This is a genomic window from Viridibacillus sp. FSL R5-0888 (genome assembly GCF_038009105.1).
Taxonomy (GTDB): domain Bacteria; phylum Bacillota; class Bacilli; order Bacillales_A; family Planococcaceae; genus Viridibacillus; species Viridibacillus arenosi.
Genome location: NZ_JBBPAU010000001.1, coordinates 3,012,140 through 3,034,021, shown reverse-complemented (window position 1 = coordinate 3,034,021; position 21,882 = coordinate 3,012,140). Strand labels below are relative to the sequence as shown.

Here is a 21,882-nt window from a genome sequence, read left to right as displayed (position 1 = left end):
AAATTTAGAGGTGAATCGATTTGATGGACAAAGTAACCGTCATAAAAGAAATTGACGAAATGATGGAAAATTATTGTGAAGGTTGCTTCGTTAAAAATCAACTTCGTAAAGACCGAGGGAAGTCTGGTGCCCACCGATTTTGTATCGAGTCATGTACGATTGGGGAGCAATTACACTTTTTAGGCGAAGAACTTTTAAAAGTTTATACAAAATAACCTACTTCAATGTTAAAACACCTTGAGATTAGTCTCTTGGTGTTTTTTATTGTTGAAATAACAGACGGATGCTAGTAACATGTTGATAACAATAACTGAATAATGATAATAATTGTTCAATTGCAACAATTCTTTGTATAGAGTTGTAAAAATTTATTGACTACTTCAGTTAGTGTTTGTACACTGTGAATATACAAATGTTTTTATTGAGAATACAAATGAGTAAATAAACAATGTAAGGATATGATTAAATGAAAGTATGTAAATTTGGTGGAACATCTGTTGCAAGTGCAGAACAAATCAAAAAGGTAGCGGCAATCGTACAATCAGATCCTACAAGACGTCTGATTGTCGTTTCAGCACCGGGTAAACGGTTTAATGATGACATAAAAGTAACAGATTTATTAATTGAGTTGGCGAATGCTGCATTGCAACAAGATGCGGTAGAAGAAAAACTAAAAAATGTTATAAAGCGCTATGAAAGCAATGCAAATGGACTGGGTTTAGATCATGTCATTTGTGAAGTCATTGAGTCAGACTTACGAACACGTATTGCAGAAGCAGGTTCGGTTGCGGATGAACAGTTGATGGATAGCTTAAAGGCGAGTGGAGAAGACAATAATGCGAAAATGATTGCAGCTTACTTCGATAGTATTGGACTAAAAGCAAAATACATGAGTCCCCTTGAAGCTGGCTTAATCGTAAATGATCTGCCTGCTCGAGCACAGGCGTTGCCAAAAGCATACGATAATTTGAGTGTCTTAAAAGATTCTCAAGAAATCGTCGTGTTCCCTGGATTCTTTGGTTATACAGAAGAGGGCGTACTACGTACATTTGAACGTGGAGGTTCTGATATTACAGGGTCAATTTTAGCCGCAGCGGTAAAAGCTGAGTTATATGAAAACTTTACTGATGTCGATTCCGTATTCTGTGCAAATCCTAAAGTCGTAAATTGTCCAGTTGAAATACAAGAGATTACATATCGTGAAATGCGTGAATTATCATATGCGGGTTTCTCGGTTTTCCATGATGAAGCACTAATGCCGGTGTATAAAATTGGTATTCCAGTTTGTATCAAAAATACAAATAATCCATCAGCACCGGGAACGAGAATAGTGTCTGTTCGTGAATCAAATCATAGCCCAGTAACTGGTATTTCAGCTGATAGTGGATTCTCGATTTTATACGTTAGTAAATATTTGATGAACCGGGAAATTGGTTTTGGTCGTAAATTACTTCAAATATTAGAAGATGAGAATATATCATATGAGCATACACCATCAGGTTTAGATGATATTTCTGTTATTATTCGAAGTCACCAGTTAACTTCTGAAAAAGAAGATCGTATCGTAAAACGTGTTGAAACAGAATTGCAGGCAGACGACGTGCATTTCCGCCATGATTTTTCAATGATTGTAATCGTTGGAGAAGGCATGAATAACAATACAGGTCTAGCAGCGCGTGCGGCAACAGCCATTTCAAAAACAGGAGCAAATATTGAAATGATCAATCAAGGGTCATCAGAAGTCAGCCTTGTATTTGGTGTTCGTAAAGAATTTGAAAACAAAATTTTACAAGCATTATACAATGAATTTTTCGCATTATCAGCAACAAACTTAAAATGATAATTAATTGAAGTAGCGCCTTTAAGTCGATCAAACGATTTAAAGGAGCTCTTTTTTTTACATTATGACTTAAAAACATTCAAATAACTTTACGCCCTAGGTAAACAGCATCTTCTCAATAAAATATTTAAAGAAAAGGATAATCCGATATCATATCAGTACGATAGAATGATTTTTTTAAAAGACTATGATAAATTAAATATTTTAAGATAATAATGAAAGTTTTGAGTTTACCAGATGAAAAAATTCTGTATTTTAAAAAAAAAAAATAAAAAAAGTTCAGATAAATGAAAAAATTTTAAAAATAATCATCTTCTTAATTGCAATTTACATATACTTTCATATAGATTAGTAATAGTAACTTATTTTACAGGAGGTGAATTCTTTATTCTGAATCTGAAATAAGGATCAGATCAGATATAAAGAACATGATTGGACAATGATATAGCCATTAAGTTAGTTGTTTTCGTAATACTAATTGCACTTACTGCGTTTTTCGTAGCAGCGGAATTTGCGATAGTAAAGGTGAGATCAACTAGAATTGACCAGCTTGTCCTTGAAGGGAATAAAAAGGCTTTAAGAGCAAAAAAGGTCACGAATAATTTAGATGAATATTTATCAGCTTGCCAGCTTGGCATTACGATTACGGCATTAGGGCTTGGATGGTTGGGGAAACCTACTATTGAAGCTATACTGAAACCATTGTTTGAGATATTCAGCTTAGATGCTCGTATTTCTTCCGTGGTGTCATTTATTATTGCGTTCTCAATCGTAACTTTTTTGCATGTTGTAGTCGGAGAGCTTGCACCAAAAACATTAGCAATTCAACAAGCTGAAACCGTTACACTGCAAACAGCTGGATCACTTATTTTATTCCACAATATTATGTATCCAGTCATTAAACTTTTAAATGGTTCTGCAAGAGGTTTGACCGCATTATTTGGTTTGAAAATGCAGTCAGAATCGGAAGTTGCTCATAGTGAAGAAGAGTTGCGGATGATTTTGTCAGATAGTTATAAAAGTGGTGAGATTAATCGCTCTGAGTATAGTTTTGTGAACCGTATTTTTGAATTCGATGATCGTATTGCAAAAGAAATTATGGTTCCTAGAACGGAAATTGTTAGCCTTGATCAACATTTAACGCTTAAGGAAGTATTTGATGTGATTAATGTAGAACAATATACGCGTTATCCTGTCGTCGACGGGGATAAGGATCATATTGTTGGTATTGTTAATATGAAACAGCTGTTAACAGCTTTTATTTTAGATGAAAAAAATGCTTTAAAACAGATAACACACTTTATGCAACCTGTTATTCGTATTATTGAAACGGTTCCGATTAGTGATTTATTACTTAAATTTCAATTAAAGCGCATTCATATGGCAATTCTTATGGATGAGTATGGTGGTACATCTGGCCTTGTAACAATTGAAGATATAATTGAAGAAATTGTCGGTGATATCAAGGATGAATTTGACTATGATGAGTTACCTGAAGTGCAGAAAATAGCAGAAAATCATTATAATCTTGATGCAAAGCTGAGACTGGAAGAAGTAGAGGCACTCTTAAATATCGATATTAATGACGAAGATATCGATACAATTGGAGGCTGGTTCATGACAAATCATGATCGCATCTTGAAGGGTGAGAAGCATGAAGCTGAAGGTTATGAATTTACCATTCAAGACACCAATATGCATCAAATTGTAAGACTCGAAGTGAAAAAAGTAGCTTTATAATTTGAAGGCGTTTCTAAAGTTTTTTTAGACTTTGATACGCCTTTTTATTTTTCCTACAGATTATACTTTAATATAGCATTTGGTTTTCACATTTTTAAAGAACAATGTTGATATTTAGATTAGTTTTGAAATTACAATCAATTTATTATTCTATTTTATATAAAACTGGCAAAAAAATTTTGATGAAATAAATATTAAATTCAAACTTTATGAATGCTATAAAAGATGTTCTTAAATTACACACAATAAAAAAAGCTATTCTCAAGTTAAACTTGTAGAATAGCTGTACTCACTATATTTTATTTACGTTTGCTGCTTGTGGACCTCGATTACCTTCAATAATTTCGAAGCTAACATCTTGTCCCTCTTCTAAAGTGCGGAAACCTTCCTCTTGGATGCCTGTGAAATGGACGAATACATCTTCACCATCATTGTACTCAATAAAACCATAACCTTTTTCGTTATTGAACCATTTTACTTTTCCTTGTTGCATGTAGGTTCCTCCCAAATGAAACAGAATGTCAAGCATGAAATCCATCACATATTATATGCGGAATGATGGAAGAGTATTCATTAAACCCTGATATGACAAGGTTTTTAAGAATATTACTAAAGTATTGATGCCATCATGATGCCTAAAATAAAAATTATTATGAAGTTTCTAGATTTCTCATCAATTCATTGAATTTTTTTGAAGCCACTTTCTTTGTAGTTTCAACAGATTCATGCCCTAATCGAGCCATTATTAGTTCGAGTGGAACATTTGCCTCAGCTAATAAAGAAGAGCAAGTATGTCTAAAAGAATGTGTTGTTAAATGCTTTTCAATCGTATTCATTTTTCTAAGTATTGATTTCTAGTATTCACGGTTTTCAAATGATAAGGATAACTAAAGTATGGTAGATCTATCCTAGTGACCAAAAAAACTAATTCGTAGTAATTATCCCCAATTGTCGATATCAAGGTATTTGCACTTCATAATACTAATTAAGTAACACAATAAGTTCTTGCTCAATGTCGATAACTCGTATATTGGTGTCGTAATTTCATACTTAAGAGTATTTCCGTTCGGATTATACAGAGTTTTCGCAATACTTATTGTAGCATTATTATAATCGATATCGGACCATTTTAAAACTAATAACTCACATTAACGCATTCCAGTACATGTAAGCAAGTTGAAAATGAAGCGATTTTCAGCTTTTCCAAAAGGTAATAAAGCATCCAAAAATCCTCTTAACTCGTCTTTCTCGAAATAATCATATGCTACAACTTCATTTTCTAATTCTTCAACTGTTTTTTTTGTTTTTGGTGTATTAGCGAATTCTGTTGAATCCGTATGAATTATTCCTAAATCGCTACAAACTAACTGGAATAAAACAAAACACTTTACGTTTAAGTTTTTACGATTATACAATGGCAAATACTTTTTTATGTACGGTTGATAGCCTACGCTAAAATAAATTCCGATGATTCTCTGGTTAATTAGAAAGGCCTCTTTCATAAAGAAAGAGACCACTTATTACTTATTAAGCTGCTTCAATTCGAATAGCTTGAATTTCTTCGCAGTCTACGATTAGTGTTGAACCAGGTTCAGTTGTTGGATCAGTAAAGATTGCGCAACAATTTTTCCGGTCTAAGCTAATAAAAACGACATCTTCTAATACTGTACCACCTCTTAAGAAAACATCTACTTCAGTCGCCGTTTGTAATCGTCTTAATTGATCACATACACAACCGTTACAACGATGTTCTTCTTTCTCATGGTGATGTTGATTATCACACTTACAAACATCTCTCATATTACTCATTTTCAAGACCTCCTTTCCAATTTGAATGCCTTACATTGATAACATATGGTTTAAAATGAAAAGAAGTTGTGCAATTTGTCCAATAAAAGAAAAATTTAATTTTAAGGTTAATACTCTTGATTTTTTAGGAAAGTATCCTCTTGGTGTTTACAAAAAACTTTTGTGATGAGCCTTTGACAGAGGAATATAACCGAACAGTGGGGGAAGTGGATTGAACAAAATCACATTTGAAATTGTCGGAGACGTACAATCTCAACAAAAACCAAAGTTTTCACGGTTCGGCAAGGTATTAGAGCATGTGATCAACCTAGGTCAAAAAGTAGCCCCATTTACACAATTGTACACCGTAAACGATACAAATAGCGTCGACTTGCAGGTTGACCGTCGTGTTATTAAAATTGGCGATAGTGGCGAAGGATATAATCGCTGTGAGTTATTCGTTGATGCTAAGGACGTAGAAGAAAAGATGCAAAAGGACGGAACAGATGAAGAAGGAAATTAAACAACCGAAGTAGATTCACATCCAGTTGGAGTTATTATAAAAGAGCTGACTGATTGTGGCGAAGAAAAGCTCGCCTCCACCCACACCGCTAATTACAGGAATAATAAAGCCTATTTTAAAGTAGAAAATATTAGTGTAATATAATAATATTCTACTTTTAAACCCTGTATCAATAAATATCTAATATAAATAGGTGATGTGAAATGAAAAAGAAAAGAAAAATAGGGCGATATGTTTTTAAATATTTCTGTTTCATATTTTTAATTGTATTGTTAATCTTTGTCCTAAAGAGTTGTGCTGAAGATATGCAGAGAATTAATGAGGAAAAAGCGGGCGAATTTATCTCTAAATGTGAAAATGCCTATGCATTTTGGCAAGGTGTTGATGGAAAAAGCTGTGATGATGCAAGAAAAACATATTATAAATATACCGAGGAAGAGTGGAAAGAAGAAAAGAGAAAATTAATCGAATTTGGGGAAGTAACTGAAGAAGATTATTTATATGATGAAATAAAAGAAGATATAAAAAGTGAGGGGAAAAAGTACTAGTTTCGCTCATAAAGCGCCGTGACGAATTGTAATTTATACTGTTATGTTTATAAAAAAGCAGGGAATTATTAATTATTCCACTTCTTACGATTTGTATAATTGTCGTAGGAGGTTGATTGAATTGGAACAAATAAATCTATCACTTGAGGCTATAGAACAGGAATTGGTTTATTGTCGAGATTTAATTAGCTAATTTATTACTAAATTAGGAAATTTACAAGGGAAAACTAAGCAACTAACTGATCACATTGAAGTATTGCGAGCTATCGAAGAAAATTTATCGGAAAATGGTGCAAAACAATCGCACAAGAAAATAGAAAATGAAATCGAATAATTGTATTAAATACTAAGGCACATCCAATTGGTTGTGTTTTTTATTTTATAGAAAAAGTAGGTGGATGAATGGAGTTGGCAGCAGAAGTAGCTAAAGCCAAGCGGTAAGTTTTTACCCCTTTGGGCGAAAAAAAATGATGAATCCGAAAAATAACGCACTAAACAACCAATACCACCAATTTTCCATCATAAATTTGCCCCTTAATAATTTTTCTTCAAAATTTAATCGAGGATTTTTTATGATAATGTTTAAATAAAACGGAACATCCTCGCTTTTTTTTTTTTTTTTGAAAAAACTGAATATAAAGAAAAGTATGATATATTTATGGTATCCAATCAGAGATGGGGAAAAGAAAAATGGGAGATCAAACAATTAAACATAAGGAACTAACGATTTTTCAACACATTGGAAACACAATTGTAACAGAAGATAGAGAAATCCAAATTATTTCAAGATTAGAAGAGCCTCTTATTGTCGTGTTAGCAAATGTATTAAGTAATGAAGAATGTGAAGAGCTGATTGAAATATCTGAAAATAAAATGAAGCGTTCTAAAATTGGAGTTTCGCGCAAAATAAATAACATTCGGACAAGTAGTGGTACGTTTTTAGAAGAAAGTGAGGCCGTTACTAGAATCGAAAGACGAATCGCTTCAATCATGAATGTTCCTGTTGAACATGGAGAAGGGTTACATATTTTAAAGTATACAGTCGGCCAAGAATATAAAGCACATTATGATTTTTTTGCAGAAAACAGTGAAGCAGCAAATAATAATCGTATTAGTACCCTTGTCATGTACCTAAATGATGTAGAAGAAGGAGGAGAGACTTTCTTTCCAAAACTCAACCTTTCTGTATCGCCGAAAAGAGGAATGGCGGTATATTTCGAATATTTTTATCAGGATGCATCATTAAATGAGCTCACTCTACATGGTAGTGAACCTGTTATCAAAGGTGAAAAATGGGTTGCGACGCAATGGATAAGAAGAAGAGGTTCGTATTAAGATAACAATTTATTGAGAGTTTTTTAGCGTTTTCGACTTCTTGTTTATTTAAGAAAAGGGCGCAATTGAGGAGACATACATGTAGAAAATGAACAAACTTTTTACAAAAATTGTATAATAATTCACGAGGAATGATTCCATTCTTGATCAATCTTTTTTCAGAATGGATTCTTTTTATTTGTCGTAAAATGTGGGTTTGCGAGGTGTTTTTGGTCAAACTTTATTTTAAACCTATAAGAAGAGCTGCTAAAGAATAATCAAAGTTTTTGAAAAAACTGTATCCTAAATTACTAAAAAAAGTATTTTTTAAATATGCTTTCTTTTCAACTTTTCATTTACTATAAAACATGCCTTTTAGAATTCTTTTTCTTGGAGATCAACACAATTAAATTATATCAAAATTTTGTTCATTTACTTTGGTGTAGTTTTTCTCTTAGAGGTGATTTTTTATTGGATATGTATGTTAATAACACTATAAAGATTGTGAAGAAATATACTTAACTAACGGGGCAGGTTTGTAAAAAAATGCAGGTACAAGGATTTTACTGAAACTGAAAAAATAAAATCTTGAGGGGGAGTAAAATGAAAGATATTCATGATGAAAGCACATGGCCGGTTTGGGCTAATGAGAGAATAGACATTGTCGAACCAAATCCCAAGTGGATAGAAAAAGGTACTCAGGAAAAAGCACTTCTTCTTAATCTGCTTTCAACTTTCGGCATAACGGAAATTCAACATTATGGAAGTACATCAATTCCTAATTTACCAGCTAAACCAATCATTGATTTAATGGCTAAAATTGATTCATTTCAAAAAATTAAAGAAATATCTTCATGGTTAGCTAATCACGACTGGCATTATGTACCACCTAACTTAGACAATCGACCTTGGCAAAGATTTTTTGTGAAAGTAATTAACGATAAAAGAGTAGTACATTTACATATTTTACTTGAGGGAGAAGAACGGTGGGATAATCAGCTACTTTTTCGTGATTTATTACGGACTAATCGGCAGTTTATTGATGAATACGCTATTCTTAAAAGAAATTTAGCAAAAAAATATAACAATGATCGTGAAGCGTACACTAGAGCAAAAGCAGAATTTATCAATTATGTTCTTAACTCTTAGTTGCGAACTAATATGAGTTTGTGAAAAAATGTACTTCAACTAAAGGGTGCTTTAGTTGAAGTGCGTAGAGCTGTTTAGACAGCTCTTTTTTTATTCAACTAACGTAAAGAGAGTGAGGGAGTTGATCTATTCCTCACTTTCTTTATTTGATTAAAGTTAGAAATTTATCAACAGTAAATGTGCTGTAAATGAGGAAAGAGACTATAAAAAGGGTCACTCGTTGGCAAGTGACCCTCGGTGAGAGAAAAGAGATGTGTAAGGCTAAAATACCTTAACATTACAATTATTATTATGGGCTAGCTACAAAAAAAGGCTGTAGATTAATGCAGGAAGCTAGCGCCGACAATAATTAGAAGAATGAATAGGACAACGATTAAAACGAATGATGAATTGTTACGGTTACCATAGTTATTACCATAGTTGTTACCATAATTTTGATATCCCATAATAAATTCCCTCCTTTCTAAACCTATAATATGTATTGTTATAGAAAGGACAGGTGATATTCATCTAATTAATCATTCTTTTTGATTTAAGGTGAAAATTTATCTACGGTACGATTCGAGACTTTCAGATAGTGGTCATTTATTGTCTTTATCGACTTATGTCATGTTTGCTTTGCTATTGTAGCAAAATCAGCTAAACGCTCATGCATATCTGAAACTAATGCCTTACGGAAATTGTATGCTGTTATACCAGTCCAGTTTTTAAAATCGTTAAGGTAGGCTCTTGTTGATATATCTTTACTTACATATTTCTCGTGATTACCATTATTTAAGGATGTTTTCTCAAGGATGTTTGTTCTTCAACTAACGGGGCAGTTTAGTTAAATAAGAATCAGAAATAATAATCGTCACCTATTTGTTCGAATCCTCTTTGGCAGGAGATTATTAATCAAATAATAAAACTACAGAATATTGAAGAAAAACACCTTATAGTGTAAAATTACACAATAAGGTGTTTTTCCTTAGGCTGTTTTCGAAAAGACTGTTGCTATTCAACTATCGAAGAAGTTTACTTCAACAAGTAATACTTAGTTAATCGATTTGATTAAAAGGAGGGATATTATGAGATTGATAGACCCTTTTCTGATGCAGTTGTTTATTGTTCCCTTGATAGTCATTGGATTAGGTGTTATAGCATCTGCTCTTGCTAAAAAGGTTTTTATTGCACCTTTAATAACATTGTTCCTGAATGCTCTATACGAAATTTGGTATATGAAACACTATTATCCTGAATTAGAAATCAGTTTCACATCTTGTTTTACATCTTGGAATATTATTTTCCCACTAATGTCATTAGCGGTTTCTATCGTAGTAGTACCGTTTCTAAAACAAAAAAATAAACAAAATTAGACACCTAATTATAGGAGTCTTTTTTTATGAGGAGTTTCCTCAAAATGATGCTATTCAACTAACGGGTGCTTTACTTGAATTGTTGCACTACAGGGGTGTTAGTTCTATTAAGAAGAAAACAACTTTATTATCGCTATACATATAAAACAAAAAATCGGATGTATCACTAGTTGTGATCTTCCGATTTTTTGTATAACTATTAAGATAACTAGCTACACCAAGCATCCATAAAAGAATACCTTATGATAATTGTTGCATTTACTTATTTTGCACTTTGTGCATGAATATGCCTCACTGTATGAGCAGTTGTATCTGATAATTCCATTGCAAAACCCCAACTATCACGATGCAGTGAAGAACGACATCTGGGCACACACCAAATTCTGTCTTTGCCTTTTGAAGTAATTTCTGCAATACCATATCCTTATTCTCTTCGGTGCAATTGGCACATAAATAATTACCCTCTGGTAGTATTGTTAACCTCTCTATTGAAGGATATTTTAAGCAAATGGTAAACAACCGCGTTTTTTCTGGTGTTGTAAACATTCCTGCCATATCTTCGAACAAAAATTGTGGTTGCAACTCTTCTTCAATTTGCTTATAAAAATGATTGTGATAATTCCATAAATTTTTTATCGTAGGGTATTCCAATTTATCAGAAAGCATGATTACCCTTTCTGATAGATGTTTGACAAAGAATTCCCCATTTTGGTTATCTACGCTGTTTAACTTATTTTCATAATTTGTATAGGCACGTTTAATTCTTGATTTTGCGTATTGCAGGCGAGCGATTTTCTCATCTGCCTTTTTTTCTGCCTGTTTTAAAAGTGCAATAATTCTGGGGATTTCATTCTGCTGCAAAATGTCTTTTATCTCCATCAAATTTAAATCCATTGTTTTGAGCAGTTCAATTGTTTGAAGTTGTACGAGCTCCTGATCAGAATAGTACCGATATCCAGTTTGTTCATCTTTATGACATGGCTTTACTAAACCTATTCGATCATAATGCCTCAAGGTTTCACTAGTCATGCTTACTTTTTCTGCTGCTTGTTTAATTGTGTATAAAATAGCCATAAACCCCCTCTTGACCTTTTTGTAACACAAAGGTTTATAGTGAAATTATATCATGTACTGAAAAAATCGCAATTTCATGAAAAAGTAAAATAAGAGAGGAAGCAAGCTATGATTGAATTAAATCAAGTATCAAAACAATATCAAAGTGCAACTGTCCTAAAAAATTTAACATTAACTATAGATGATAATGGAATATATTGTCTTTTAGGGCGAAACGGAGCGGGAAAAACAACGCTATTAAAATCTATTGCAGGTTATCAGAATATTTCAACTGGAACCATACGTGTTAACGGGCACTATATTAGCACTGCAACGATGGATACTGGTGTTAGTTATATTGAAAATTTTGCCAAACATTTTAATCTTCCAGTAAAAAAACTAATTAGTGTTGCTGGAGATTTAAATCCACGCTTTGATTATGAATTTGCAATGGAAATGATGGAGCGGTTTGAGTTTGATGCAGGTAAAAAATTTAATACGCTTTCGTTAGGTATGAAAACAATGGTTTCCACCATCATCTGCCTTGCGAGTAACAAATCAGTTGTTCTTTTAGACGAGCCGGTGCTGGGGTTTGATGCAATTATGCGTAAGGAGTTTTACGATTTGCTAGTAGAGAGTTTTTCAAGGAATCCACGTATTATTATTGTTTCCACCCATATCGTTGATGAAATTGCAAAGGTCATGCAAAAGCTGATCATCATTGACAAGGGTACCCTGCGTTTTTATGATACCTTACAGGAAATTGAGACAAAGGCATATAGCGTAAGTGGATTAAAACAGGAAGTAGAGAAAGTCACAAAAGATCTGCATACAATTGGAGAGATACAAGCTGGAGGTTTATTAACACGCTTTATTTTTGATTTACCAATCAGTCAAAGAGATCATCTCGAAATTGAAAAATTGTCCCTTCAAGATTTCTTCATTCGTATGGTTGAGAAGAAGGGCGGGAAATTGTCATGAAACCAGTTCTAACTGTTATAAAACGAAACTTTGCAAGTAATTTAATAGCACTTATTATTACGATTTTAGTCGTTCTTTTGTCTACCATATCTTCGGATGCAAGCATATCCATAAGCCGAGGAAACTACACTTATCTTTATATGCTCATGATGCCATTTTTCATTGTGTATTTTAACTTTAGTAAGCTAATTCATTTAAACGCAACGAAAAAAGATTACTTTTGGGGTGGTATCCTTACCTATATCATTGCCGCAGCGTCAATATCAATGGTTAATACTTTTATCCATCTAGTAATAGACCCAATGAATCAAACACAAATCGTGATTAATTTGTTGGAGCTATGCGGTTGGTGGGAAAATGGTGTATTCGTTGCATTTTTTCAGCAGTTTGCTTTTTTATTGATGGTGGCGGTGTTCTTACATGTGCTGCTTTCTATGCAATCGTATTGGTACGGTTGGCTGACGGACGCTGTTCTAGTGGCGATCATCTGTGTGTTTGTTCCAATCCAGCCTTTGCGACAAATTTTGGTAGGCTTTTTCAAGCTCATTATGTTTAATGGAAACGCTTTGTTGCACATCAGTGTTTGTCTTTCCATCAGTATGGTATTGGCGCTTGTAGGGTTAGCTGTATTAAAAAGAAGATCGATTTAAAAAAGGAGAGTTTAAAAATGATAAATGCTATAAAAAAACTTGCTATGAGTGTACTAATTACATTCTCAGTAATACTAGCTGGCTGTTCCTCTGAACCTATAACATATGAGGAAAAAAGTTATGTCACTTCAGCTGCAGAAGTTGATACTATTACAATTGACGTTAAAGATAGAAAAATAGAAATTTTTCAGTCTGAAGATGAAAAAATTCATATTTCTTATAATGAAAGTGAAAAAGAGTTTTATAAAATTGATTTATCTGACGGAAAAGAATTATCCATGGTGTATGCAAGTCATAAAGATTGGGACGATTATATTGGTGGGAAATCTGCTCAAGAAAACAGGAATATTCAGGTATGGATACCTGATGCGTCTATAGAAAATCTGATTTTAAAAACATCAAACGAAGAGATTGAATTGCCCCCACTTTCATTTGCTGGTGATGTGAATATTAAGATAAACAACGGTAATATCCAACTGGACAAGTTGAACGCAGGTACTACAGTAACTTTAGAAACAAAAAATGGCGATATTAGTGGCTCAATTGTAGGTTCTTATGAGGATTTCGCTATATTAAGCGAGGCAAAAAAAGGAGAGAGTAATTTGCCTGCAAATAAAAGTAGAGGAGATAAGACATTAAACGTCAGCACTAATAATGGTAATATAAACCTCGAATTTGTTGATTAATCTTTTCCGCTTGAATGGTTAATCTCTAATATACTTTTAGTTGATGAAATAATGCCAAGGCTTAAGCCAACAAAATGATGGGTCATATCCAAAACATGTACTTGACTTAAAATACTCCCCTATATGTACACGCATGGTACTAAAAGCGTCCACCTAAGATTCAAGAAAAATTGATGCTTGTTTTCTTAAACTTATTGAACTAACAAGGCAGCATTCCTGTAATATCTGAAAGGATATCTAGAGTTTGTGAAATAATGCACTTAAACTAACGGGTGCTTTTCTTGAAAATCATTGAATTGCAAATGCAGCTCTTTTTTCTTTATTGAACTAACGGGGAAGGTTAGTTGAATAAGAAGGGATATTTATAAGAATGTTGAAGTAGTGTATAGGATATCGTTCATCTAAGAAGAGTTTAACTAAATTATTTAATGACAGAAAATGTCTAGTTGATAAGGGGGAGCAATATGAGGAACAAAATGATTATGTTGATTTCTTTGCTATTCTTAATGACACTTGTCGGTTGTAACAATACTGATACGAACGAAACGCGGGAGGTTAGTCCTACTTTTTCATTACCCGTTACTTTTGGCGATGGGACAAAAGGTGAGTTTTTGTTGATTTGTGAAGAAGGGAAAGTTGGTTTCTTGGTTGGCTCGGGTAAAAAAGGTGAAGCAGTAGAAGAAAAGATTATTGCTAATAAAGTAAATAAGGATATGTGGCATTTTTGGGGAGACAAAGATAGTATCAGTGGTGATTTTAAAGTAGTTGGAACTGACAAAGAAGGGAAAGAACATCCCGTGTTGGTATCTGGCAATGATACAGTATGGCAATATTCCAATACTTCCATTAAAGGGTGAAGGTTTTTTTATTTGTATAAAATCACCTATTTTCGAAATATAATTAGATATCTTGAATTAATACTACCAGGATTCTTCATTATGCCAATTCAATTGACACAATTTTGCAAAACATCCTATTTATTTCAGGGTTATATTCACTTATATTAAGAGTAAGCCAAGAAAGAATCAGGCCTAAAATACATTGGTTAGGAGATGAAAAAATGGTATCGAAAAGATTTTCAAAGGTCCTTAGTGCTTTATTTGCTTTTGCTTGTATTTTCATTATCGCAAATAATAAAGCATCAGCAGCTGAAGCTTTAACTCAAGGGCAAAAAGAGGCGTTACATGAACAATATGTAGAGATTTTAAATGAAGTAAAATCTACTGTTGAATGGGGAAACAGCCTTGTAGGGATCGAAGTTGCTCCAATTGGTGAATTTAAGGAAGATGAATGGGTTTCGCCAGAAGTATTTAAACAACGGGCAGTTGATGCTACACAAGCTAATGCTGTAGGAGTCCCAAACTCTGGTATTACACCATTCTCTACATCTTCAGCTTCACATAAGATAAATATTAGTCATGGTTCATCTAGTGTCTCTATGACAGTAAAAGCTACATTTACTACAACATTATCCAATGGTCGCCAGGTATTTACTAACTACTCTGGTCTTGGCGTAAGTGCTTCATCTGGTACTTGGAAAACAACTGGAGTCGATGCACGAATCATTGATGGAGGTAGAACTTACACATTCACTATTGGTGGTCAATTGACTTATGTAGGTCTTGTTAGTTCTCACACTTTAAATACAGACTTTCTTTGCAGTTCAAGTGGTGTAGTTTCATAACATCCTTAAAAGCATGTCCCTTTATAATTTGGGACATGCTTTTTTATTGTCAAATTCTTATGTTGTTATTAGTGTTTCCCGTCAATCGGTAAATCATCTGATTTAATAATATTAGTATTAGTAGACGAGGGATTGTGAATATTAAAGTTACTTGAGAAATTAACAATTAAACCAAATGTAAGTAGGAGTGATACTATTACTTTCCTTATTTTCATTTTTTTGTTTCCCCTCCTTTTTATGTACGACTAACTTCATAATAATGTAATATAAACTTATAAGAAATAGGATGTTTTGCATAATTGTGTCATTAAGGAGGAATAGATAGTGGATAAATTAGGGGAAAAAGTGTCATATTTTAGAAGATCTAAAGGACTCACAATAAAGGAGTTAGCTGAAAATATATGTGATGATTCCACGATATATAGACTGGAAAAAGGAAAACAATTACCAAGAATTGAAATCTTAAATGACATCTGTATGAAATTAGAAATTCCGTTAAAAGCTCTATTTCCTTTTAATGCAGAAGTGCAAAATCTAAAAAAACTTTGCAGAGAATTCACTTATACAGAAGACTATTTGGCATTAGAATTAGTACTAGAGGAATGTAACAAGGTGAAAGAAGAACTTAGTAGTACATTTAGTAAAAAAGAGTTTAAAAAGCATATAGACTGGCATAAATCTATACTTCTGCATAAAAAAGAGAATAAACTAGATGATGCATTGAATATATTAAAAAGCCTTGTAAACTTAGAGAACTGTACATCTGAACTAGATATTAATATATTGAATTCTACTGGACTAATATATTTATCGTATAACAATGTGGATGACGCCTATAATATTTATAAAGTTATATACAGAAAAATTAAAACTCAACATTTTTTAGAAGATCCTACTCTACTTCCTAGAGTAGGATATAACCTTGCAAATTGTATGTATAGATTAAAATTATATGATGAATCATTAAAAGTATGCCAAGAAATTCTTTACTACATTGAGTCTAATCAATTGATATATTCGCTAGGTGAAATTTATCATATGATAGGAATGCTCTCAAAGAAAAAAGGAAATTATACCGAATCCAAAGAAGCATTCAATAATGCCATAATAATATTCACATTAAATAAAAATGAAACAAATTTAAATAGAGCAAAATTAGATTTATCTTATCTAAATGTTCTTCTCAAATACCACTAATGATTTACTTAGCCTTTTGATTAGTTCAAATTATTGCGACTTTTATTTAGCCACACCTTTTTAAAAATTCAATAAAATTATTCATTTTTACAAATTTCAAATAAAATGAATTTAACAATACATATGAAAGGTTGTTTATTATGTTTGAAAAATACCCTAGAGCAAATCAATTAATAGAAGAACTTAATTATCATGAACATTTACAAAAGACACATTGGATAAGAATAGGGAGGGAAGAAGCAGCAATCTCATTAGCTAAAGCAGTCTTAACTCAAAGATCTTACAAGTTGTTAATTATTCTCCAGCTATATTATCGATACTATAGTATAAAAAAGTAGTATTTTATTGAAGAAAAATAGGTTTTTTAAACTAAAACGTGATACAATACTACTATATTGCGAAGCACGCACTATCCTAAGGGATAATGCGTGCTTTTTTGTTGGTTTAATATTCTTGAATTAAAATAGTGTTATCTAAAAATACAAACTATCCAAAGGAGTAATGGAAATGGCAACTAAAACGAAATGTTTTAATCAATTTGATCAAGTTCAATTAAAAGAAATGGGTTTAGATGAAGATTATATCTTTCAAACATTAGCTTATATGGGAAACGCAGCACATCAAATGGCCTGGGCTACTATGACTTTACATAAAGCTTATGATATACCGGTAGAAATCAAAAATGAAATGTTGAAAATGATTCAGAACATATCAGATGTACAAGAACTATTGAGAGAAAATCGAAAAAGAATTGTAGAAGAGAAAGCTTTTGATAAGATTTATTTTAATCAGCTTGATCAAGTAAAAAATGAAATTGTTAGATGCTAATAATACTTTATATATTAAGCAAAGTTAACTAGATTATCTAATAATTAATGTTTAGGAGACATCATGCAATTAAAAAACTATTTTCATTTTGAACAATGTTTATTATACCTTTTTGGTATAGCACTATCGTTTTTTACCATCAATTGTTTACAGCAGCCAACTACATTAATATTAACCAAGTTTTTATCATTTATATTATTCTTTATCTCTTATTTATATTGGATTAGATTCCTGGGTATAAGAAATAGAATCGATATAATGCTATTAGAAGGAAACAAATTTTTAAAAAGTAAAACAACAATTAATCGAGAAGGTCATATATATAGAAGAATACAAGGTCTTACTAATGGGGGAACCACATTAATGTTGGGTATTTTGTTGTTACATCCTGCCCTCTATTATAATAAAGCTTTTTTTGTTGCCGGTATTTTCTTATTTAGTATGGCTGTATTCACTCAAATGAAAATATGGAGATAAATAAATATTTTAGATTAAAAAGAGGGAGTAAATTGAAAAGTATAGCCAATAGGTTAAGAATATTACGTGAAAACGCTGAATTATCGTTAGACGTATTAGCTAGAGATATTAATTATCCTGATATTCAAATCAAAGCATGGGAAACTGATCAAATTCTACCACAAATTGAAGCAATCAAACTGCTTGCAATATACTTTGATGTTGCTGTGGATTGGATTTTAACAGGTGAGCAGATCTAGAAACCTTGGCCAATTTGTAAGCAATTGATAGTAGGTGATTATTATTTATGGTCACTACATTCTATGCTTTTACAAACTATATTCTACCTTTCTAAACACTTACAACAAAATAAGAAAAATAGCAAAAAAGCGTTTACTCAAAAACAATAATTAGAGTAAACGCTTTTTTAGTTACGAGGTTTTTGCATAATCCTTGTCACATTGATAACCCGTTTTCTTATTTGGAACAGCAATGGATGTTACTCATAAGGTACATAATGCTTTAATTTAGATTCATCAATATCTATTTTTTTCGCCTCTTCTGTAAGAATATAATCGAATTGCTTTACTCTGCCTTCGTTGTGAGCGAAATAGCAATATTTAACAAAAGGCTCATCTTCAAAAATTACTATTGTATAGAATGGAGGCATTTTAAAGTTATATTTTGTTTTAATAGATTTAATTTCTTTCTTTTCATAGCCCTGTTCATTCAAGAGATAACTATTCACTCTCTCTTCGTAAGTAGTTCTAATATTTTGGATTTTTAAAGCAGAAACAAGGATAAGTACAAGTAGAACAATCGCTATAATTTTTTTTATTTTACGCAAATGTGTCACCTCCTTATAAAAAAGTAAATAATATCCAATTTTATAATATATTTGTAATGCGGTTAATATATGCTATTATATGGTAATAGATAAAAAATAACTAGGGGGCTACTTTATGAGAAAAATATTATTACTAATTTCTGCATTATTTGTCTTTTTTATTGTTTTTTCGGGGTTATCAAATTCAGTTCAGGCAGCAGAACACGAAACCCAAAATGTAGAAAATGAAATTGAATCTGAACAAGAAAAAGAAAAAGAACCTCTTAGTGTTGGGAATCCTCTTTATCCTAATTCTACCTTAGAAATGTACCCAGGTGATGTTTTATATACTTCCAAAGGATGGTCAACCGGCTTAGTTGGTCATACTGTAATAATTGGTACTGATTTCAAGGTTAAGGAAGTTCTAACTGGAACTCCAGCAGGTAGATCAACAATTACTAAAGAATTTTTTGATAGACATCCTACAGGTAATACAATAACAGTTCTAAGACCAACTAGTGGTGCTAGTGGTGCTGCAACCTGGGCAACAAAAAATATTAGTAGTGCTCAATCGTATAATCTTTTGAGTCATAACATCGATAACATAGGATCAAATTATTGTTCAAAGTTTGTTACTCAAGCATTTTATCATGGTTCAAATGTCTCTTTAGTTTCCAGTATTAATAGTTTAATACTTCCTAGCGAAATAAAAAGTTCGTCTAAATTAAGAGTAATTGCTACAATTACCGCAAAATAAGTATTGACTCTATTAAGGAAAATAACCTAAGCATCAGTGCTATTAAGTAACAGGAAAATAGAAAAAAAAGCGAACCACTCAACTAAGTCGAGTGATTCGTTTTTTTTATTAAGAGGTTTTTGCTTTTGCAGTTTTCTTTTTTCGAGTTGGTTTCTTCTTAGTTTTATCCAGTGAGGCTTGTAAAGCAGTCATTAAATCCATAACATTATCGGGCATTGGGTTTTGTCTATCACTTGCAGTTACGGTACTACTATTTTTCTTTTCTTCAATCAATTCCATCAATGAAGTTCGATACTCGTCTGTGTATTTTGTGGGTTCAAATACGGTTGTTAATTGTTTAACCAGCAATAGAGCAGTATCCAATTCTTTTTTAACTACTGTTTGTTCGCTTGGTATGTTCGGTACATCGACAACATTTCGTACTTCATCTGGAAAAAGAATTGTTTCCATTACCAGAGAATCTTTATAAACACGTACAATCGCTAACTGTTCTTTTGATCTAATAACAATTTTTGCTACACCTATTTTTCCAGATTCCTCTAAAGTCTTTCTTAATAGTGAATAAGCCTTGCTACCAGTTGCATCAGGAGACAAAAAATATGAACGGTCAAAATAAATTGGATCAATCTCTTCTATTTTCACGAAATCAATTATTTCAACCGCTTTATCTTCATTTTCTTTTCTTAAGTTTTCTAATTCTTCAGCATCTAAAACTACAAACTTATTTTTTGCATATTCGTAAGCCTTTACTATATCCTCATCTTTCACTTCTTTATTGCATCCTTCGCAAACTTTCTTATAACTGATTGGTGTATTACAGTCTTTATGAAGCTGTCTAAGCTTAATATCTTTGTTTTCAGTGGCCGTATGGAGTTTAACCGGTATATTAACTAAACCAAAACTAATACTACCTTTCCAAACTGTATGCATGATTTCACCTTCTTTTTTTTCTACTATGTAATATTTCAACTACATTTATGTATCAATAAACCAAAAAGTCAAAAGATAAAAACGAATAGAATCGAAAGTAGGTTGGTAATAATTTGAAGCCTATGCTACTAACAGCTGCAGAAGAAATACCAACATCGACTGAATGGTTATATGAAACGAAATATGATGGTTTTAGGTGCGGATTGGAGTGGGTGGACGAACCTATATTAAAGAGCCGGCACGGAAACATTCTAAATTCTAAATTTCCGGAGATCATTAGCTTTTGTAATGATATAAGAGAACGCATCAAACCGTTTTTACCTCTTAGTTTAGACGGGGAGTTAGTATATCTAACGAATAACTTTCAAAGTATTTTTTCTGTCGTTCAGACCAGGGGCCGAATGAGGAGTCAAAATACGATTGTACAGCATGCAAATTCATTCCCTTGTCATAATGTAGTTTTTGATTACATGACTGAAAAAGGAGAGAATATCTCTAACATACAATACACCGAAAGAAAACAAAAACTAAGTGAACTCTTTAAACGATTAAACTTTCCACTTACTTTAAATTATCTCGATAAAAGCCGCTAGCAAATAATAGAGGTTTTTGATGACAGTCGAAAAATATGGAACTTAGTTAAGGATTATAACGGTGAGGGTATCGTTGCGAAGAAGAAACAAAGTCCGTGGAAGAGTGATACAGGATCGTCAAATTGGGTGAAAATCAAAAACTATAAATACGTTACCATCATACTGACCAAATTTAATAAGCATAATGGCTTTTTTCATGGTGCTGTCTATAAGAACAATGCACTTATAGAAATTGCATCTTTTCGCCACGGACTAAGCGAAGAAGAGTTTTCTACGTTAGTAGAGCTATTTCACAAGAATGGAAAGAGAACAGCTAAAGATATTTTAAGTATTGATCCCTCCATTTGTTTAGAGGTTGCCTGTATTGATTTTGCCTTTGAAAAATTGAGAGAACCAAGATAATCTCTATTTTTGATAGGCTTAAAACGGTTAAACTTTCTTCAAAATGGTGCGACTTTTTCAAAACAGTTCAACTTTGATTTAAACCGACATAAAGAGCTGCTATCAAAATAGCTCCAACAAGCAGTAAATTCAAAAATACCTCTCGAGAGATCGAGGGGTGTTTTTGAATGGTTTTAATACTGAAGTCTTTCTGATCAATTGTTAATGCTTTATTTTTTTACCTCATTTATTATTTCTTTAGCCTATTTTTTTTTTGATAACACCATGCAAAAAATCGTGAGCTTATATATTTACATATCGTAATATTGTGATATGATGATGTATATAAAAATGATAGTGAGGTGAAGTCGTGACGAAAATTCAATTTAATCAGGTTGATTTATTTAATGCATTATCTAATGAAGCGAGACTGAAGATATTATACTGCTTAAAAGAACCTACAAAGCATTTTGATACAAAGCGACAAGGGTTGTAGCGCCTGAGTTATAACGGATATCCGGTTCACCAATGGGTTTACTAACACAACTGTAAATCGCGTCAAGTTTTACACCATTCGATGATAAAATCATCGAGATTAGCAAC

General features: G+C 32.4%; 29 protein-coding genes and 1 pseudogene. 21 read left to right on the top strand and 9 right to left on the bottom strand.

Annotation, left to right across the window (positions count from 1 at the left end; genetic code table 11):
- The first annotated feature begins 23 nt into the window (after positions 1–23).
- The 3 genes from MKY02_RS15150 to MKY02_RS15140 all read left to right on the top strand — a co-directional run bounded on the left by MKY02_RS15150 (position 24) and on the right by MKY02_RS15140 (position 3,580).
- On the top strand, positions 24–215 hold the full coding sequence (locus tag MKY02_RS15150; protein ID WP_053417172.1) for a zinc-finger domain-containing protein: 192 nt from the start codon (positions 24–26) through the stop codon (positions 213–215).
- Between the two features lie 251 nt (positions 216–466).
- Complete coding sequence (locus tag MKY02_RS15145; RefSeq protein ID WP_340711477.1) at positions 467–1,840, top strand: aspartate kinase; 1,374 nt, start codon at positions 467–469, stop codon at positions 1,838–1,840.
- Between the two features lie 432 nt (positions 1,841–2,272).
- Positions 2,273–3,580, top strand: coding sequence for a hemolysin family protein (locus MKY02_RS15140; protein WP_038190456.1), 1,308 nt, complete (start codon positions 2,273–2,275; stop codon positions 3,578–3,580).
- A 292-nt stretch (positions 3,581–3,872) separates the two neighbouring features.
- Here the strand turns inward: MKY02_RS15140 and MKY02_RS15135 are convergent, their stop codons facing one another.
- The 4 genes from MKY02_RS15135 to MKY02_RS15125 form a co-directional block, all read right to left on the bottom strand.
- Complete coding sequence (locus tag MKY02_RS15135; protein WP_038190452.1) at positions 3,873–4,073, bottom strand: cold-shock protein; 201 nt, start codon at positions 4,071–4,073, stop codon at positions 3,873–3,875.
- 157 nt (positions 4,074–4,230) lie between these two features.
- Positions 4,231–4,416 (bottom strand): tyrosine-type recombinase/integrase, encoded by a 186-nt coding sequence (locus MKY02_RS22065; protein WP_076065168.1) that lies wholly within the window; start codon positions 4,414–4,416, stop codon positions 4,231–4,233.
- Between the two features lie 312 nt (positions 4,417–4,728).
- Positions 4,729–5,082: a hypothetical protein gene (locus tag MKY02_RS15130; RefSeq protein WP_340711476.1), complete on the bottom strand. Its 354-nt coding sequence runs from the start codon at positions 5,080–5,082 to the stop codon at positions 4,729–4,731.
- Between the two features lie 25 nt (positions 5,083–5,107).
- Positions 5,108–5,389: a hydrolase gene (locus MKY02_RS15125; RefSeq protein ID WP_412104703.1), complete on the bottom strand. Its 282-nt coding sequence runs from the start codon at positions 5,387–5,389 to the stop codon at positions 5,108–5,110.
- A gap of 211 nt (positions 5,390–5,600) precedes the next feature.
- On the opposite strand from MKY02_RS15125, the gene MKY02_RS15120 reads away from it, so the two are divergent.
- From MKY02_RS15120 to MKY02_RS15105, 4 genes are all read left to right on the top strand, one after another.
- Positions 5,601–5,891, top strand: coding sequence for a hypothetical protein (locus MKY02_RS15120; protein WP_340711475.1), 291 nt, complete (start codon positions 5,601–5,603; stop codon positions 5,889–5,891).
- A 203-nt stretch (positions 5,892–6,094) separates the two neighbouring features.
- Complete coding sequence (locus MKY02_RS15115; RefSeq protein WP_051448849.1) at positions 6,095–6,439, top strand: hypothetical protein; 345 nt, start codon at positions 6,095–6,097, stop codon at positions 6,437–6,439.
- A 690-nt stretch (positions 6,440–7,129) separates the two neighbouring features.
- Positions 7,130–7,774 carry a 2OG-Fe(II) oxygenase gene (locus MKY02_RS15110; RefSeq protein ID WP_340711473.1) on the top strand — a complete coding sequence of 215 codons (645 nt, stop codon included), beginning with the start codon at positions 7,130–7,132 and terminating at the stop codon, positions 7,772–7,774.
- Between the two features lie 582 nt (positions 7,775–8,356).
- The gene (locus MKY02_RS15105) at positions 8,357–8,902 is read left to right on the top strand and encodes a GrpB family protein (protein WP_038190447.1); all 546 of its coding nucleotides are present in this window, start codon (positions 8,357–8,359) and stop codon (positions 8,900–8,902) included.
- Between the two features lie 320 nt (positions 8,903–9,222).
- Here MKY02_RS15105 and MKY02_RS22060 read toward each other — a convergent pair.
- A pseudogene (locus tag MKY02_RS22060) lies at positions 9,223–9,294 on the bottom strand (YjcZ family sporulation protein); the annotation flags it as partial.
- A 675-nt stretch (positions 9,295–9,969) separates the two neighbouring features.
- On the opposite strand from MKY02_RS22060, the gene MKY02_RS15095 reads away from it, so the two are divergent.
- On the top strand, positions 9,970–10,257 hold the full coding sequence (locus tag MKY02_RS15095) for a DUF2651 family protein (RefSeq protein WP_038190446.1): 288 nt from the start codon (positions 9,970–9,972) through the stop codon (positions 10,255–10,257).
- Between the two features lie 291 nt (positions 10,258–10,548).
- Here the strand turns inward: MKY02_RS15095 and MKY02_RS15090 are convergent, their stop codons facing one another.
- The gene (locus MKY02_RS15090; RefSeq protein ID WP_340711471.1) at positions 10,549–11,331 is read right to left on the bottom strand and encodes a MerR family transcriptional regulator; all 783 of its coding nucleotides are present in this window, start codon (positions 11,329–11,331) and stop codon (positions 10,549–10,551) included.
- A gap of 108 nt (positions 11,332–11,439) precedes the next feature.
- On the opposite strand from MKY02_RS15090, the gene MKY02_RS15085 reads away from it, so the two are divergent.
- The 5 genes from MKY02_RS15085 (at position 11,440) to MKY02_RS15065 (ending at position 15,311) form a co-directional block, all read left to right on the top strand.
- A complete protein-coding gene (locus tag MKY02_RS15085) occupies positions 11,440–12,291 on the top strand; it encodes an ABC transporter ATP-binding protein (protein ID WP_340711469.1) in 852 nt (283 codons plus the stop codon).
- Positions 12,288–12,941: a hypothetical protein gene (locus tag MKY02_RS15080; RefSeq protein ID WP_340711467.1), complete on the top strand. Its 654-nt coding sequence runs from the start codon at positions 12,288–12,290 to the stop codon at positions 12,939–12,941. Before MKY02_RS15085 ends, MKY02_RS15080 begins: the two co-directional genes overlap by 4 nt.
- Before the next feature lie 17 nt (positions 12,942–12,958).
- Positions 12,959–13,627 (top strand): DUF4097 family beta strand repeat-containing protein, encoded by a 669-nt coding sequence (locus MKY02_RS15075; RefSeq protein WP_340711466.1) that lies wholly within the window; start codon positions 12,959–12,961, stop codon positions 13,625–13,627.
- 464 nt (positions 13,628–14,091) lie between these two features.
- Complete coding sequence (locus MKY02_RS15070; RefSeq protein ID WP_340711465.1) at positions 14,092–14,484, top strand: hypothetical protein; 393 nt, start codon at positions 14,092–14,094, stop codon at positions 14,482–14,484.
- 203 nt (positions 14,485–14,687) lie between these two features.
- Positions 14,688–15,311 carry a hypothetical protein gene (locus MKY02_RS15065; RefSeq protein ID WP_038190442.1) on the top strand — a complete coding sequence of 208 codons (624 nt, stop codon included), beginning with the start codon at positions 14,688–14,690 and terminating at the stop codon, positions 15,309–15,311.
- Positions 15,312–15,379: 68 nt separating this feature from the next.
- On the opposite strand, the gene MKY02_RS15060 is transcribed toward MKY02_RS15065, so the two are convergent.
- The gene (locus tag MKY02_RS15060; RefSeq protein ID WP_155981206.1) at positions 15,380–15,526 is read right to left on the bottom strand and encodes a hypothetical protein; all 147 of its coding nucleotides are present in this window, start codon (positions 15,524–15,526) and stop codon (positions 15,380–15,382) included.
- 109 nt (positions 15,527–15,635) lie between these two features.
- On the opposite strand from MKY02_RS15060, the gene MKY02_RS15055 reads away from it, so the two are divergent.
- The 4 genes from MKY02_RS15055 (at position 15,636) to MKY02_RS15040 (ending at position 18,052) form a co-directional block, all read left to right on the top strand.
- Positions 15,636–16,508: a helix-turn-helix domain-containing protein gene (locus tag MKY02_RS15055; protein ID WP_340711464.1), complete on the top strand. Its 873-nt coding sequence runs from the start codon at positions 15,636–15,638 to the stop codon at positions 16,506–16,508.
- A 507-nt stretch (positions 16,509–17,015) separates the two neighbouring features.
- Entirely contained in the window at positions 17,016–17,336 is a 321-nt protein-coding gene (locus MKY02_RS15050; protein ID WP_340711462.1) for a hypothetical protein, read from the top strand.
- 63 nt (positions 17,337–17,399) lie between these two features.
- Positions 17,400–17,813, top strand: coding sequence for a hypothetical protein (locus tag MKY02_RS15045; RefSeq protein ID WP_340711461.1), 414 nt, complete (start codon positions 17,400–17,402; stop codon positions 17,811–17,813).
- Between the two features lie 32 nt (positions 17,814–17,845).
- Entirely contained in the window at positions 17,846–18,052 is a 207-nt protein-coding gene (locus MKY02_RS15040; protein ID WP_038190438.1) for a helix-turn-helix domain-containing protein, read from the top strand.
- Between the two features lie 239 nt (positions 18,053–18,291).
- On the opposite strand, the gene MKY02_RS15035 is transcribed toward MKY02_RS15040, so the two are convergent.
- The gene (locus MKY02_RS15035; RefSeq protein WP_038190437.1) at positions 18,292–18,639 is read right to left on the bottom strand and encodes a DUF3139 domain-containing protein; all 348 of its coding nucleotides are present in this window, start codon (positions 18,637–18,639) and stop codon (positions 18,292–18,294) included.
- A gap of 115 nt (positions 18,640–18,754) precedes the next feature.
- Between MKY02_RS15035 and MKY02_RS15030 the strand changes: the two genes are divergently transcribed.
- Positions 18,755–19,375, top strand: coding sequence for a hypothetical protein (locus tag MKY02_RS15030; RefSeq protein ID WP_051448846.1), 621 nt, complete (start codon positions 18,755–18,757; stop codon positions 19,373–19,375).
- A gap of 108 nt (positions 19,376–19,483) precedes the next feature.
- Here MKY02_RS15030 and ku read toward each other — a convergent pair whose 3' ends face one another.
- Positions 19,484–20,305, bottom strand: coding sequence for a non-homologous end joining protein Ku (gene ku / locus MKY02_RS15025; protein ID WP_038190436.1), 822 nt, complete (start codon positions 20,303–20,305; stop codon positions 19,484–19,486).
- Positions 20,306–20,427: 122 nt separating this feature from the next.
- On the opposite strand from ku, the gene MKY02_RS22055 reads away from it, so the two are divergent.
- From MKY02_RS22055 to MKY02_RS15015, 3 genes are all read left to right on the top strand, one after another.
- Complete coding sequence (locus MKY02_RS22055) at positions 20,428–20,898, top strand: ATP-dependent DNA ligase (RefSeq protein ID WP_445329621.1); 471 nt, start codon at positions 20,428–20,430, stop codon at positions 20,896–20,898.
- A 126-nt stretch (positions 20,899–21,024) separates the two neighbouring features.
- On the top strand, positions 21,025–21,300 hold the full coding sequence (locus MKY02_RS15020; RefSeq protein WP_051448844.1) for a hypothetical protein: 276 nt from the start codon (positions 21,025–21,027) through the stop codon (positions 21,298–21,300).
- A 349-nt stretch (positions 21,301–21,649) separates the two neighbouring features.
- Positions 21,650–21,775, top strand: coding sequence for a hypothetical protein (locus tag MKY02_RS15015; RefSeq protein ID WP_268746474.1), 126 nt, complete (start codon positions 21,650–21,652; stop codon positions 21,773–21,775).
- Positions 21,776–21,882: the final 107 nt, after the last annotated feature.

Excerpts from the sequence above, each read along its gene's own strand:
- MKY02_RS15150 (WP_053417172.1), top strand. The coding sequence starts at position 24 with ATGGACAAAGTAACCGTCATAAAAGAAATTGACGAAATGATGGAAAAT.
- MKY02_RS15145 (WP_340711477.1), top strand. The coding sequence starts at position 467 with ATGAAAGTATGTAAATTTGGTGGAACATCTGTTGCAAGTGCAGAACAA.
- MKY02_RS15135 (WP_038190452.1), bottom strand. The coding sequence starts at position 4,073 with ATGCAACAAGGAAAAGTAAAATGGTTCAATAACGAAAAAGGTTATGGT.
- MKY02_RS22065 (WP_076065168.1), bottom strand. The coding sequence starts at position 4,416 with ATGAATACGATTGAAAAGCATTTAACAACACATTCTTTTAGACATACT.
- MKY02_RS15130 (WP_340711476.1), bottom strand. The coding sequence starts at position 5,082 with ATGAAAGAGGCCTTTCTAATTAACCAGAGAATCATCGGAATTTATTTT.
- MKY02_RS15125 (WP_412104703.1), bottom strand. The coding sequence starts at position 5,389 with ATGAGTAATATGAGAGATGTTTGTAAGTGTGATAATCAACATCACCAT.
- MKY02_RS15115 (WP_051448849.1), top strand. The coding sequence starts at position 6,095 with ATGAAAAAGAAAAGAAAAATAGGGCGATATGTTTTTAAATATTTCTGT.
- MKY02_RS15110 (WP_340711473.1), top strand. The coding sequence starts at position 7,130 with ATGGGAGATCAAACAATTAAACATAAGGAACTAACGATTTTTCAACAC.
- MKY02_RS15105 (WP_038190447.1), top strand. The coding sequence starts at position 8,357 with ATGAAAGATATTCATGATGAAAGCACATGGCCGGTTTGGGCTAATGAG.
- MKY02_RS15095 (WP_038190446.1), top strand. The coding sequence starts at position 9,970 with ATGAGATTGATAGACCCTTTTCTGATGCAGTTGTTTATTGTTCCCTTG.
- MKY02_RS15090 (WP_340711471.1), bottom strand. The coding sequence starts at position 11,331 with ATGGCTATTTTATACACAATTAAACAAGCAGCAGAAAAAGTAAGCATG.
- MKY02_RS15085 (WP_340711469.1), top strand. The coding sequence starts at position 11,440 with ATGATTGAATTAAATCAAGTATCAAAACAATATCAAAGTGCAACTGTC.
- MKY02_RS15080 (WP_340711467.1), top strand. The coding sequence starts at position 12,288 with ATGAAACCAGTTCTAACTGTTATAAAACGAAACTTTGCAAGTAATTTA.
- MKY02_RS15075 (WP_340711466.1), top strand. The coding sequence starts at position 12,959 with ATGATAAATGCTATAAAAAAACTTGCTATGAGTGTACTAATTACATTC.
- MKY02_RS15070 (WP_340711465.1), top strand. The coding sequence starts at position 14,092 with ATGAGGAACAAAATGATTATGTTGATTTCTTTGCTATTCTTAATGACA.
- MKY02_RS15065 (WP_038190442.1), top strand. The coding sequence starts at position 14,688 with ATGGTATCGAAAAGATTTTCAAAGGTCCTTAGTGCTTTATTTGCTTTT.
- MKY02_RS15060 (WP_155981206.1), bottom strand. The coding sequence starts at position 15,526 with ATGAAAATAAGGAAAGTAATAGTATCACTCCTACTTACATTTGGTTTA.
- MKY02_RS15050 (WP_340711462.1), top strand. The coding sequence starts at position 17,016 with ATGGCAACTAAAACGAAATGTTTTAATCAATTTGATCAAGTTCAATTA.
- MKY02_RS15045 (WP_340711461.1), top strand. The coding sequence starts at position 17,400 with ATGCAATTAAAAAACTATTTTCATTTTGAACAATGTTTATTATACCTT.
- MKY02_RS15030 (WP_051448846.1), top strand. The coding sequence starts at position 18,755 with ATGAGAAAAATATTATTACTAATTTCTGCATTATTTGTCTTTTTTATT.
- ku (WP_038190436.1), bottom strand. The coding sequence starts at position 20,305 with ATGCATACAGTTTGGAAAGGTAGTATTAGTTTTGGTTTAGTTAATATA.
- MKY02_RS22055 (WP_445329621.1), top strand. The coding sequence starts at position 20,428 with ATGCTACTAACAGCTGCAGAAGAAATACCAACATCGACTGAATGGTTA.